The organism is Agromyces sp. NDB4Y10 (assembly GCF_001620055.1).
GTDB classification, from domain to species: Bacteria; Actinomycetota; Actinomycetes; order Actinomycetales; family Microbacteriaceae; genus Agromyces; species Agromyces indicus.
This window is the reverse complement of sequence record NZ_LQGY01000065.1, coordinates 1-12476: the sequence shown is the minus strand read 5'-3', so window position 1 is coordinate 12476 and position 12476 is coordinate 1. Positions and strand designations below refer to the sequence as shown.

Below are 12476 nucleotides of genomic sequence, written 5' to 3'. Positions count from 1 at the left end.
ATGCGTCGCCGCGGGCGTTCGTGGGCCCGGGCAACCCGAACAGCCTAGCCCCGCCTCACCTCGCCCGGGAGGGGTGCGCCGCTCCCTAGACTTGCCCCATGCGCATCCACATCGCGACCGACCACGCCGGCCTCGAGTTCAGCCGGACGCTGCAGGCGCACCTCACCAACGGCGGCCACGAGGTCGTCGACCACGGCCCCGCCGACTACGACCCGCTCGACGACTACCCGGCCTTCTGCATCAACGCCGCGCTCGCCGTGGCGCACGACCAGGCGGCCGGCGTGAAGACGCTCGGCATCGTGTTCGGCGGCTCGGGCAACGGCGAGCAGATCGCCGCGAACAAGGTGCGCGGCATCCGTGCAGCGCTCGTGTGGAGCATGGACACGGCGATCCTCGCGCGGCAGCACAACGACGCCAACGTCATCTCGATCGGCGCCCGGCAGCACACGGTGGAGGAGGCGATCCGCTACATCGACGCGTTCATCGCCGAGCCGTTCTCGGGCGATGAGCGCCACGTGCGCCGCATCGCGCAGCTGGCCGAGTACGAGACCACGGGCGACATCGCCGGCAAGGGCGTGGCCGCGCCCGTCGCGGGGGAGTAGCGCGCGTGCCCGAGGGCCATTCCGTCCACCGCATCACGCGCCAGTTCGAGCGGAACTTCGTCGGGCACGTCGTGCGCGCGTCGAGTCCGCAGGGGCGCTTCGCGGAGGGCGCAGCCGACCTCGATGGCCGGCGGATGACGGATGCCCGCGCCGTGGGCAAGCAGATGTTCCTCGGCTTCGAGGGCGACCGCTGGCTGCGGGTGCACCTCGGCATGTACGGGGCGTGGGACTTCGCGGGCGACATCCTGATGGATGCGACCATCGCGTCGTCGAACGGGCGGATGGGTCAGACGAACCAGAAGGGCACGTTCCTCGACTCGCCGAACCCCGACGCGGTGGTCCTCGACTCGGCCGGCGAGAACTCGCTGACCTCGATCGGCGCGCCGAGGCGCACGCGACTGCGCATGTCGGAGTCCGAGCAGGAGCAGAACGGGTTCGAGACCTTCCCGCCCGAGCCCGTCGGCCAGGTGCGCGTGCGCCTGCTGACCGAGACCGTCGTCGCCGACCTCCGCGGCCCGACCGCGTGCGAGGTGCTCGATCCGGCGCAGGTCGAGCAGGTCGTCGCACGGCTCGGCCCCGACCCGCTGCTCGACGACGGCCCCGACGCCGAGGAACGGTTCACGAGCGTCGTCCGCCGCAAGCCCACCCCGATCGGGCTGCTCCTCATGGACCAGAACGCGGTCTCGGGCATCGGGAACGTCTACCGCGCCGAACTGCTCTTCCGCGCCCGGCTGAACCCGCACACCCCGGGCCGCCTCGTCCCCGACGAGACCGTGCGCGAACTCTGGCGCGACTGGTCGCGGCTGCTCCGCATCGGCGTCGAGACCGGGCAGATGATGACGATGGACGGCCTCGAGGGCGAGGCGTGGCGCGCCGCCATGGCCAACCGCGACGACCGCCACTGGGTCTACAAGCGCGAAGGGCTCCCGTGCCGGGTGTGCGGCACGAACATCGCCCTCGAGGAGATGGGCGCCCGCAAGCTCTACTGGTGCCCGAACTGCCAGGCATAGGAGCCGCATGAGACAGAACCCGAGCTTCACCCTCGCGAGCGAGGAGGGCGTGAAGCGCCTCATCCGTGAGCACCCGTGGGCGACGATCGTGTCGATGACGGATGCCGCGGGCCTCGTCGCCTCGCACTACCCCGTCCTCCTCGACGAACGCGCCGATGGCATCGCGCTCCTCACCCACGTCGGACGCCCCGACGAGCAGGTGCACGAGCTCGGCCGCCACGAGGTGCTCGTCATCGTGCAGGGACCCCACGGGTACATCTCGCCCGGCTGGTACGACGCGAACCCGGCCGTGCCGACGTGGAACTTCATCACCGCGCACCTGCACGGGACCCCCGAGCTGCTCGAACCCGACGAGAACCTCCGCGTGCTCGACGCGCTCGTCGACCACTTCGAGCAGCGGATGCCCGAGCCGCGCGGCATGCGCTCCACGCCCGAGAACGCCGCCTACGCCGAACGGATCGCCGCGGGCACCGTCGGCCTCCGGATTCCGATCACCCGCTTCGTCGCGAAGAACAAGATGAGCCAGAACCGACCCGCCGAGACCGTCGACCGCATCATCGCCGAACTCGAGGGCGACGGGCCGTACGCGAGCCCCGCGCTCGCCGCCGAGATGCGGCGCACCCACGAGGCGCTCCGGGCGGCTCGCGCGTGAGCGCGGCGGATGCGGCCGCGCCGGCCGCCCTCGTCCTCGCCGGCGTCCGCATGCCGGGATCGGACGCGGTGCTCGACGTGCACGTCGCCGACGGCCTCGTGCAGACCATCGCGCCGGCGGGCGGACTGCCCGACGTCGCCGGCGTCGAGCGCCGGGACCTCGACGGCCGCGTGCTCGTCCCCGGACTGTGGGACCGCCACGTCCACATGGCGCAGTGGGCCATGGCCGCCCGGCGCATCGACCTCGGCGCCGTCGGGTCCGCTGCCGAGGCGGCCGAGCTCGTCGCGGCATCCGTCGCCCGAGGCGCCGCCGAGGTCGTCGGCATGGGCTACCGCGACGGGCTCTGGCCCGACCGGCAGTCGGTCGGACTGCTCGACCTCGTCGCCGGCGACGTGCCCGTCGTGCTCGTCTCGGGCGATCTGCACTCGTGCTGGGTCAACACCGCCGCGGCCCGCCGGCACGGCCTCCTCGACCGCGCCGGCGACAGCGGAGTGCTCCGCGAGGACGATTGCTTCCGCCTCGTCCGCGAGCTCGACGACGTCGCCGACCAGGTGCTCGACGACTGGGTCGCTGACGCCGCCCGCGCCGCCGCCGCCCGCGGTGTCGTCGGCATCGTCGACTACGAGATGCGCTGGAACCGCGACGACTGGGCCCGACGCGCCGGCAACGGGTTCGACGCGCTCCGCGTCCGCTTCGGCGTCTACACGCAGCACCTCGAGCGGGCTGCGGAAGCCGGCCTGCGCACCGGCGACGTCGTCGACGGCACCGGAGGGCTCGTCCGCGTCGGCGGCTACAAGGTCATCACCGACGGCTCGCTGAACACCCGCACCGCGTGGTGCCTCGACCCGTACCCGGGACTCGGCCCCGACGAGCATCCCTACGGCGTCGCCAACGTGCCCTACGACGAACTCGTCCCGCACCTCCACCGCGCCCGCGAGATCGGCCTCGACCCGGCCGTCCACGCCATCGGCGACCGAGCCAACGAACGCGCCCTCGACGCGCTCGAGGCCGTCCAGCCGAACGGATGGCGCGGCCGCGCCGCCATCGAGCACGCCCAGCTGCTGCGCCGCGACGACCTCGCCCGGTTCGCCGGGCTCGGCATCGTCGCGAGCGTGCAGCCCGAGCACGCCATGGACGACCGCGACATCGCCGACCGCTACTGGGCCGGACGCACCGACCGGGCGTTCATGCTCCGCGACCTCGCCGCCGCCGGCGTCGAACTCGCGCTCGGGTCCGACGCGCCCGTGGCGCCCCTCGACCCGTGGGTCGCGATCGCGGCCGCCGTCGGCCGCACCCGCGACGGGCGCGCCCCGTGGCATCCGGAACAGGCCGTCGAGGCGTTCGTGGCGCTCGCCGCATCGACGGACGGCGCCGGCACCGTCGTGCGCGAGGGCATGACCGCCGACCTCGCCGTCGTGGAACTCGACCCGGTCGCGGCATCCGTCGACGACCTGCGCCGCATGCCCGTCGCACTCACGATGCTCGGCGGGCGGATCACCCACGGGGGGTAGCCCCCGATCGGTTCGGGTGCCCGCCGGCTGGGGCCCCCGAGGCGCCGGCGCTTGGCTTGGGGTATGCCAGGACTCCGCCGCCCCCGCGCCGTGCTCGTCTCCACCGGGCTCGGCCTGATCGCCGCGACGACCGCCGTGGCGCTCGCCGCCTGCTCGATGGGCGGACCCGGTCGGGTCGCCACCATCGGCGAGGTCGACCTCGACACGCCGCTGCCCGTCCCGCCCCTCGCCGAGTCGACCGTGGAGCCCGACGGCACGCGCGTGTTCTCGCTCGAACCGCAGGCCGGCACGACCGAGTTCGCGCCCGGCGTCGCGAGCGAGACCTGGGGATTCGACGGGTCGTACCTCGGGCCGACCCTGGTCGCCGGGCGGGGCGAGCGGGTGCGCGTCGACGTCGGGAACCGGCTCGAGGTGCCGACCACCGTGCACTGGCACGGCATGCACCTGCCCGCCGAGATGGACGGCGGGCCGCACCAGATGATCGCGCCCGGCGACACGTGGTCGCCCGAGTGGACCGTCGACCAGCGGGCCGCGACGCTCTGGTATCACCCGCACCCCCACGGCGAGACGGAGGAGCACGTCGCACGTGGGCTCGCGGGCCTCTTCCTCGTGCGCGACGACGCCGAGGGCGCGCTCCCGCTCCCGCGCGAGTACGGCGTCGACGACCTGCCCGTGATCGTCCAGGACGCCGCCTTCACCGACGAGGGCCGGCTCGAGACGCCGCCGCAGGGCTTCGCGGGCCGGCTCGGCGACGAACTGCTCGTGAACGGGGTGCGCGGCGCCTACGCCGAGGTCGCGGACGAGCTCGTCCGCCTGCGGCTGCTCAACGCCTCGACCGCGCGCAGCTACGCGTTCGGATGGGACGACGGCAGCCCGATCGACGTGATCGCGACCGATGGCGGGCTGCTCCCGGCATCCGTCGCGCTCGAGCGCGTGATGCTGTCGCCCGGCGAACGCGCCGAGGTGGTGGTGCGGATGGCGCCCGGCGAACGACGCACGCTGCAGTCCGTGATGACCCCGGCCGCGGCGGGGCTGCAGCCCGTCGTCGCCGGGATGAACGGCGCGACCGATGAGTTCGACGTCCTCGAGCTGCGGGCGGCCGACGTGCTCGACCCCTCCCCGGAGCTCCCGGAGCGGCTCGTCGAGCTCCCCCCGATCGACACCGACATCGCCGTGACGCGCACGTTCGACCTGAACGGCTTCCAGATCAACGGCGAGCAGATGCGCTCGGACCGCATCGACGAGACCGTCACCGTCGGCACCGCCGAGCGCTGGATCGTCTCGAACCCGAGCGGCGTGCCGCACAGCTTCCACGTCCACGACGTGCAGTTCCGCGTGGCATCCGTCGACGGCGCCCCACCACCGCCCGAGCTCGCCGGATGGAAGGACACCGTGTACGTGAGGCCGGAGACCGAGTACGAGCTGATCCTCCGCTTCGGCGACTTCGCCGACCCGGACACGCCGTACATGTACCACTGCCACCTGCTCTGGCACGAGGACCAGGGGATGATGGGCCAGTTCGCCGTCGTCGAACCCGGCCAGCGTGCGACGATGACCGAGGAGACGAACGACCATGACCACCACTGAGCCCACCGCCGCGGCGCCGACCGCCGAGACGGCCGCCGAGGTGCCGGCGGCGAGCCGGTCGACGGATGCCGCGCCGCGCCGCCGCGGCTACGGCGCACGCTGGGCGGCACTGCCACGCGAGCTCGGCTACCTGCTGCTCGGCTTCCCGATCGCGGTCGTCGCGTTCACCGTGCTCGTCACGCTGTTCTCGACCGGCGTGAGCCTCATCGTCATCGCGGTGGGCGTCGTCGTCGTGCTCGCGGCGCTCTACACCGCGCGCGGACTCGGTGCGTTCGAGCTCATGCGACTGCGCTGGGCGGGGCGACCCCCGGTGCGCGAACCGCGCTGGCAGCGCGGACCGGAGGGCGAGGGGGCGTGGGCGTCGTTCCTGCGACCGCTCATCGACGGCCACTACTGGTTGTACCTCCTGCACGGCATGGTGGTGTTCCCGATCGTGTCGCTGTTCAGCTGGATCGTCACCGTCGTGTGGGTCTCGGTCGCGCTCGGCGGGCTCACCGCGTGGATCTGGGATCGCCTGCTCGTCCAGACGACGTCCGGTTCCGTCCTGCAGGACTCCCTGCTTTTCCGCGCGTTCGCGCGCCTGGCCGAGGCGCTCGGCGTCGAGCCCATCGTGCTCGCCGGAGTGGGGCAGTTCGTGCTCGGCGCGGTGCTCCTGCTCACCCTGCCGTTCATCACCGGCGGGCTCACGCGCCTGCACGAGGCCGTCGACCGGGGCATGCTCGGCGGCTGGCGTTCCGAGGCCCTCGAGCGCCAGGTCGCGCAGCTGTCGGCGTCGCGCGGGGCCGCGGTGCAGGCTGAGGACGCCGCTCTCCGCCGGCTCGAGCGCGACATCCACGACGGCCCGCAGCAGCGGCTCGTGCGCCTGCAGATGGACCTCGCGGCGATCGAACGCAAGCTCGACGTCGACCCCGAGGCCGCCCGTGCCCTCCTCGGCGAGGCGCGGGAGCAGGCCCGCGACACCCTCGACGAGCTGCGGGCGCTCTCCCGCGGCTTCGCCCCGCCGCTGCTGCAGGACCGCGGCCTGGCGAGTGCGCTCGAGTCGCTCGCGGCGCGCAGCCCCGTGCCGGTGACGCTCGAGGTGCAGGCGACGGATGCCGCGCTGCCCGCGGCGATCGAACGCAACGCGTACTTCATCGCCGCCGAACTGCTCACGAACGCCGTCAAGCACGCGTCGGCCAGCGCCGTCCGCCTGCGCCTCTCGACGAGGGACACCGGGCCGAGCGGACTCTGGCTCGACCTGTGGGTCACCGACAACGGCCACGGCGGCGCGGCGGCCGTCCCGGGCCACGGACTCGCCGGCCTCGACGAGCGCGTGCGCGGACTCGGCGGGCTGCTCGTCATCGACAGTCCCGCGGGCGGACCCACCGTGATCGGCGCCCACTTCCCGTACGTTCCGGAGCCGGCCGCGACCGAGCCGGTCCCGCCGACCGCTCGCTAGGGTGGGACGGTGACCGACCAGGCTGCCGGCGCACCCGTGCGCATCGTCCTCGCGGAGGACTCGATGCTGCTCCGCGAGGGCCTCGTGCGCCTGTTCGACGAGGCCGGGTTCGAGACGGTCGGCGCCTACGGCGACGCCCAGTCGCTGCTCGCCGACCTCGACCGGGCGGCACCGGAGGTCGCAGTGCTGGACGTGCGGATGCCGCCGACCTTCCGCGACGAGGGCGTCCGCGCGGCGATCGAGTTGCGGCGACGGGCGCCGCGACTCGGGGTGCTGCTGCTCAGCCAGTACGTCGAGAGCACGTACGCGCACGAGCTGCTCGCCTCCGCCGACGGCGGCATGGGGTACCTGCTGAAGGATCGCGTCGCCTCCCTCGAGGACCTGCAGGACGCGGTGCTGCGGATCCGGGACGGCGGTACGGTGCTCGATCCGCAGGTCGTCCGCGAACTGCTCGCCCGCCGCGGCGACCCGCTCGCCTCGCTCACCCCGCGCGAGCGCGAGGTCCTCGAGCTCATGGCCGAGGGTCGGACGAACGCGGGCATCGCGTCGCAGCTGTTCATCGGCGTCGGGGCGGTCGAGAAGAACGTGACGTCGATCTTCCAGAAGCTCGGCCTCGAGGACTCGGGCACCGACCACCGTCGCGTGCTCGCGGTGCTCGCCTGGCTGCGGCGCTGAGGCCTCACGCCGGGGGCGTCCTCCGCAGCGGCCGGTGCGTGTCGATGGCGTGACGATAGGTGCGGTACCCCCACACGAGCCAACCGAGGACGGCGAACAGCGCGACGGCACCGCCGGCGACGACGGCGACGACGATGTCCGCGCCGAGCGCCACGACGATGCCGCCGGCGAGCAGGCCGAGCACCGACGCCTCGACGACGGTGATGATCATCATCGAGCTCGCGAACACCTGGCTGCGTCGCGGTCCGTACGCGTAGTACGTGCGTGCGACACCCGGCTCGTCGTCGTTCGCCGAGGAGACGAGGTACCGCTCGAGTCCGGGGTCGAGATCGAGGTAGGCGCCGCGGAGGCGGTTCATCGCGATGACGTACATCAGGTCGTCCGTCCCGCTGTTGTACACGCGCATCGCCGTGATGAGCCCGAGCAGCGCCAGGAGCAGCAGGATGCCGAGGGCGGCGACGCCGAACCATCCGCGGAACTGCGTCGCGTTCCCGAGGAGGCCGAGTGCGAGCAGGCCGGCGGACACGAGCGTGAGGAAGATCGCGATGCGCGTGAGCACCTCGCTCTGCGTCGTGGAGCGCGAGGCGAGGAGGCTCCAGTGCTCCGTGGCGAGCATCTGGGCTCGGAGCGACTTCTGCGCATCGGTGAGGCCGCCGCCGTCCGGTCCGGCGCCAGATGCCGGCGGAGACGGGTCGGGCCCGGGCGCATCCGCCATACCGGCATTCTGCACCCGGGCCCGGTTCCGCGCACCTGTCGGCGCGGGGCCTGGTCGTTACTCGACGCTGGTGTGCGCGGCGAGGAACCAGCGGTCCTTGTCGAGGCCCTGCCGGATCTCGATCGCGACGTCCTGGCTCGCCGGGTCGAGATCCTCGAGTCCCTCGATGGCGGCGTTGACCTTCTGCGTCGCGACGTCGATCTGCGCGACGACGTCGGCGATCGTCTCGTCGGACTGCTTGAAGCCCGCCTTCGGATCCACGGCCTCGGTCTGCTTGGCGATGGTGGACAGCCGCGCGTCGATCGGCAGTCCGAGCGCGACGACCCGCTCGGCGGCGAGGTCGGCCCACTCCTGCGCGTGGTCGACGACCGTGTCGAGGAACTCGTGCACCTCGAGGAAGTCGCGGCCGCGGACGTTCCAGTGCGCCTGCTTGCCGTTCACGGCGAGCACGGTGAGTTCGTGCACGACCGGGGTGAGGAACTGCGAGACGCCCGAGGCCACCTCGGGATCGGCGCCGCCCTTGGGCGGGGCGGACTTCTTGGGCGCCGTCTTGGAGTCGGTCATGTGGTCCCCTTCCACTCGATGACGTTCGCGGTCCACGCTACGCCGACGGGCGACGGATGGCACAGCGGACGGCGCCGATTCGCAGGGGGTTGACGGACTGTGGAGGGGATGACGGGAATCGAACCCGCACCATCAGTTTGGAAGACTGAGGCTCTACCATTGAGCTACATCCCCGGGCGCCCGCTCGCGGGCACCCGATCATCGTAGTACACGATGACCGTCGTTCCGCGCCGGGCGCTCCGCGCTAGCGGAGTGCGGCGATCGTCCGCGCGGCGCCGCGAGCGAGGCGCACCTGCCGTTCGTAGGTCGCGGCGATCACGACGAGCAGGGCGCCCGCGAGCCCGAGCCACAGCCACCACCAGACCGCTTCGTACAGCGCGCTGATCCACGGCCAGAGCTGCGTGAGGGCGTGCACGAGGAGCACCGCACCGCCCAGGAGGACGGGGGCCTGCAACCGGAGCACGGCGCCGACGACCACGGCGGCGACCGCCGCGACGCCGAGTCCGACCACCCGCCAGAGCTGCGGATCGGTCCAGTCGGCGAGCAGGGCCGGGAGGAGCACCACGGCGAGACCGGGTCCGAGCGCGGGCCAGCTGCCGAGTCCGGGTCGGCGCGTCAGGTCGATCGCACCGGCGGCGATGAGCCCGAGTCCGACCGGGACCGTCACGAGGTCGAACGGGTCCACCGTGCTCGCGGCGATGACGAGCAGCGCGCCCAGCACGAGGACGCCGAGCGTGGTCCACCGGAGGATGGGTCCGGACAGGGGTTTCGTGCGCACGGCGACGGACGCCAGGTGCACCGCCGCGAGCGACGCGAGGAGCAGGCCGGCTCGCAGGTCGGGCAGGTCGTCGTCGAGGATGGCGGCGAACGTCGGCACGGAGGCGAGGGTCACGGATGCGGCGAGACCCCACTCCGCGAGCGTGGTGGGTCGCGGCTCGGTCCGCGACCACGCGAACGCGGCGACCGCGCCGACGGCGAGCGCCGCCGCAGACCAGACCTCGGGGACGAGGGCCCCGGACGCACCGGTCGCGACGGCGGTCCCGCGGACGACCGCACCGCCGGTCACGGCGGCCCATCCGGCAGTCACGACGAGCAGCCGCAGGGGAACGCCTCGCACGGCGTCCGGCAGCGCGAGTCCCGCCAAGAGCACCACGGTGCCGATCGAGACGAGGAGCAGCGCGCGCAGCTCCGACCCGCTCGCGGCCGAGACGCTCGGGAGCACGGCGATCACGGCGGCGGCGCCGAGCACCACGGTGCGTCCGACCGCGGTGCTCGCGCCGGCGGGCCGGCGCCACATGAGCAGCGCGCCGGCCGCGCCGAGCGCCACGGCCAACGGCAGGGTGTACGCCTCGACGTCCCGGACGCCGTCGGCGGCGAACCGCGCCCAGACCGCACCCACGGCCAACGGCAGGCTCAGCCATGACAGGTGGCGCGCCGGCGAGTCGCCCCCGACGGGATCGCCCCAGAGCGCGGCGATCAGCATCGGAAGCGGGGTGAGGATGAGCAGCGCGAGCCAGGTCTGCTCCGGTGCGGACGGGGGGAGGAAGGCCGCGGTGAACGCGACGATCGCGACCGGTCCGATCGCCGATGCCCACGCGTCGCGCACGCCGGAGGCGATCGGACGGAGGACGTGCGCGAGGCCCGCCGCGAGCAGGGCCGCGCCGGCGACGCCGTGGATCACCGACGCCGCGGAGCCGTAGGCGGCGACGACCGATGCGCCCGCGAGGCCGAGCGCGATCGGCGTGGCTGCCGCGAAGGCCATGCGGAGGCCCGGTACGGGCGATCGCAGCCAGAGCAGGCCGACGAGCACGATTGCGGTCGCGGGAACCCAGCCGACCGCCTCGCCGAGCGGGAGCGCATCGAGGTCGGGTACGGCGAACCGGGCTGCGATCGTCGGTATGGCGGCCGCCAGGGAACCGACGAGTGCGGCCGCGAGCAGCGGGATGGCGATCGCCGAACGATCGCCGCGCCCGAGTGACCGCACCGCAGCCACCCCCGCGAGGGCCAGCGCTGCGACGAGCCCGCCGACGAACGCACCGCGGTCCCAGGGCGACGTGAACGCGGACCCGGCCGCGTCGCTCCACGCGGGGAGACTGAAGGCCGCGAGCGCGACGATCGCCGCACCCGCGGCGGCGTGCCCGACGGCGAGCGGCCGCGCCGCCGACGACCAGATCCGCCGCGCGAGCACCCGGCCGGCGATCGCGAGTCCGAGGACCACCGGCACGACCCACCACCACAGTCCGGCGCTCCCGTGCGACAGCGCCCATGCTGCGGCCGCAGACCCCATGCCGAACACCGCGAGCACCGACACCGCGCCGGGAACGCGGCGGAGGAGTCCGATCGCTGCCAGCACGAGCGCCACGACGCCGACGCCGACGAGCAGCGCCGTGATGGCGAGCGGCGTCGGGGCCGTCAGGGCGGCGGCCACCGCAGCGGTGCCGAGGAGCGCCGCCGGGACGGATCCGAGCCGACGGAGGCGACCGAGCAGCAGGAAGGCGATCGCCGCGGCGACGCCGAGCGCCGCGGGCGCCAGCGCGGCACCCGTCGCCACGCGGTCGAGTTCGCCGATCAGTCCGTCGTCGCCGGGGCGCGGGGCGGTGGCGTCGAGCGTCCACGCCCGGAACGGCACGGTCGCGAGCGATGCCCCCGCGAGCGCCGTGACGAGCAGCGCCGGCACCGCCGCGACGATCGCGGTCGTCCCGCTCGCCACGAACGCGGTGAACCCGTCGCGGAACCAGGAGGCCCGGAGCCGCGCTGCGGCCGCGGCGAGGCACGCGATCACCGCAGCGGAGGTCGGCGCCGCCCACAGGGCGTCGCGCTGGTCGAGCTCGATGGCGGCACCCAGGGCCGGGGCGGCCGCCGCCGCGACCCCCGCGAGGGCAGCCGCGAGCGGTGCCAGTCGGGGCCAGGCATCCGTCGAGCGGGCCCGGAGCGCCACCAGCATGACGAGCCAGCCGCCGGCGACGCCGGCAAGCGCCCACGTCGCCCCCCATTCCGTGCCGCCGAGGGCCCATGGGGCGGCGACGAGCGCGGTGACACCGCCGACGAGCCCCGCGGAGACGAGGAGCGTGCGCTCGATCGCGGCGCGGCCGAAGCGTGCGGCCGCTCCCGCGAGGAGCACCGCCAGCCCGCCGAGCCACACGCCCGTGGCGGACTCGCCACGCGGCGCGATGCCGTACATGAAGATGCCGAGGCCGGTCGGCGCGAGGACCGCTGCCGCGATCCCGGTCACGCGGACGGCCGTGACGAGCCGCGCCGCGGCGAGCAGCGCCGCGAGGACGAGCAGAGCGGTGCCCCAGTATCCGGGCGCGTCGACGCGGTCGCTCAGGAACAGGTCGTTCGCCCGCACGATCCAGACATCCAGCACGAGCAGCACGACGGCCAGCGCCGCCACGCCCTCGGCCGTGCCGGGCAGGCCGCGTGCGCGGAGCAGCCAGGCGACGCCGAGGACGAGCACGCTCGCGACCGCGATCACGACCGACCGGACCTCGAGCGTGGCGATGAGGTAGGCGACCAGCAGGAACACGACGGCCGCAATGGACAGGAGCACCACGCCGAGCGTGAGCAGGAGGACCTGCACCCCGGAGCGCCGGGCACGCAGCGGAGTCCCGCCCTGCGGCTGCGCGACCTGCGGCGCCGTGGCCGGGGGCTGCGCCACCGGCTGGAGCGGCGGCGCGGTCGGCGGCAGCGGGGGAGCGAGCGGCGCCGGGACGGCGTCGGCG

The 12476-nt window shown here is 73.9% G+C and carries 10 protein-coding genes and 1 tRNA gene; 7 read left to right on the top strand and 4 right to left on the bottom strand.

What is annotated here, in order from left to right; translation table 11 throughout:
- The first annotated feature begins 98 nt into the window (after window positions 1–98).
- From AVP42_RS14850 to AVP42_RS14820, 7 genes are all read left to right on the top strand, one after another.
- Window positions 99–602 carry a ribose-5-phosphate isomerase gene (locus AVP42_RS14850; protein ID WP_067950409.1) on the top strand — a complete coding sequence of 168 codons (504 nt, stop codon included), beginning with the start codon at window positions 99–101 and terminating at the stop codon, window positions 600–602.
- 5 nt (window positions 603–607) lie between these two features.
- A complete protein-coding gene (locus tag AVP42_RS14845; protein ID WP_067950407.1) occupies window positions 608–1612 on the top strand; it encodes an Fpg/Nei family DNA glycosylase in 1005 nt (334 codons plus the stop codon).
- A 7-nt stretch (window positions 1613–1619) separates the two neighbouring features.
- Window positions 1620–2264, top strand: coding sequence for an FMN-binding negative transcriptional regulator (locus tag AVP42_RS14840; protein WP_067950405.1), 645 nt, complete (start codon window positions 1620–1622; stop codon window positions 2262–2264).
- Window positions 2261–3775: an amidohydrolase family protein gene (locus AVP42_RS14835; protein ID WP_369798148.1), complete on the top strand. Its 1515-nt coding sequence runs from the start codon at window positions 2261–2263 to the stop codon at window positions 3773–3775. Before AVP42_RS14840 ends, AVP42_RS14835 begins: the two co-directional genes overlap by 4 nt.
- Window positions 3776–3838: 63 nt before the next feature.
- On the top strand, window positions 3839–5362 hold the full coding sequence (locus AVP42_RS14830; RefSeq protein WP_067950403.1) for a multicopper oxidase family protein: 1524 nt from the start codon (window positions 3839–3841) through the stop codon (window positions 5360–5362).
- Complete coding sequence (locus tag AVP42_RS14825) at window positions 5349–6800, top strand: sensor histidine kinase (protein ID WP_082847325.1); 1452 nt, start codon at window positions 5349–5351, stop codon at window positions 6798–6800. The genes AVP42_RS14830 and AVP42_RS14825 overlap by 14 nt, the downstream gene beginning before the upstream one ends.
- A 9-nt stretch (window positions 6801–6809) precedes the next feature.
- Window positions 6810–7475, top strand: coding sequence for a response regulator transcription factor (locus tag AVP42_RS14820; protein WP_082847324.1), 666 nt, complete (start codon window positions 6810–6812; stop codon window positions 7473–7475).
- A 4-nt stretch (window positions 7476–7479) separates the two neighbouring features.
- Here AVP42_RS14820 and AVP42_RS14815 read toward each other — a convergent pair whose 3' ends face one another.
- From AVP42_RS14815 to AVP42_RS16785, 4 genes are all read right to left on the bottom strand, one after another.
- The gene (locus AVP42_RS14815; RefSeq protein ID WP_082847323.1) at window positions 7480–8190 is read right to left on the bottom strand and encodes a hypothetical protein; all 711 of its coding nucleotides are present in this window, start codon (window positions 8188–8190) and stop codon (window positions 7480–7482) included.
- Window positions 8191–8247: 57 nt separating this feature from the next.
- Window positions 8248–8754, bottom strand: coding sequence for a Dps family protein (locus AVP42_RS14810; RefSeq protein ID WP_067950402.1), 507 nt, complete (start codon window positions 8752–8754; stop codon window positions 8248–8250).
- A 100-nt stretch (window positions 8755–8854) separates the two neighbouring features.
- Window positions 8855–8928 (bottom strand) — tRNA-Gly (locus AVP42_RS14805).
- A gap of 70 nt (window positions 8929–8998) precedes the next feature.
- A partial coding sequence (locus tag AVP42_RS16785; RefSeq protein ID WP_067950399.1) for an SCO7613 C-terminal domain-containing membrane protein occupies window positions 8999–12476 on the bottom strand: 3478 nt, incomplete at its 5' end.

What these genes read in the sequence shown, in the direction of transcription:
- AVP42_RS14840 (WP_067950405.1), top strand. Translation starts at nt 1,620, where the DNA reads ATGAGACAGAACCCGAGCTTCACCCTCGCGAGCGAGGAGGGCGTGAAG.
- AVP42_RS14830 (WP_067950403.1), top strand. Translation starts at nt 3,839, where the DNA reads ATGCCAGGACTCCGCCGCCCCCGCGCCGTGCTCGTCTCCACCGGGCTC.
- AVP42_RS14810 (WP_067950402.1), bottom strand. Translation starts at nt 8,754, where the DNA reads ATGACCGACTCCAAGACGGCGCCCAAGAAGTCCGCCCCGCCCAAGGGC.
- AVP42_RS14850 (WP_067950409.1), top strand. Translation starts at nt 99, where the DNA reads ATGCGCATCCACATCGCGACCGACCACGCCGGCCTCGAGTTCAGCCGG.
- AVP42_RS14825 (WP_082847325.1), top strand. Translation starts at nt 5,349, where the DNA reads ATGACCACCACTGAGCCCACCGCCGCGGCGCCGACCGCCGAGACGGCC.
- AVP42_RS14815 (WP_082847323.1), bottom strand. Translation starts at nt 8,190, where the DNA reads ATGGCGGATGCGCCCGGGCCCGACCCGTCTCCGCCGGCATCTGGCGCC.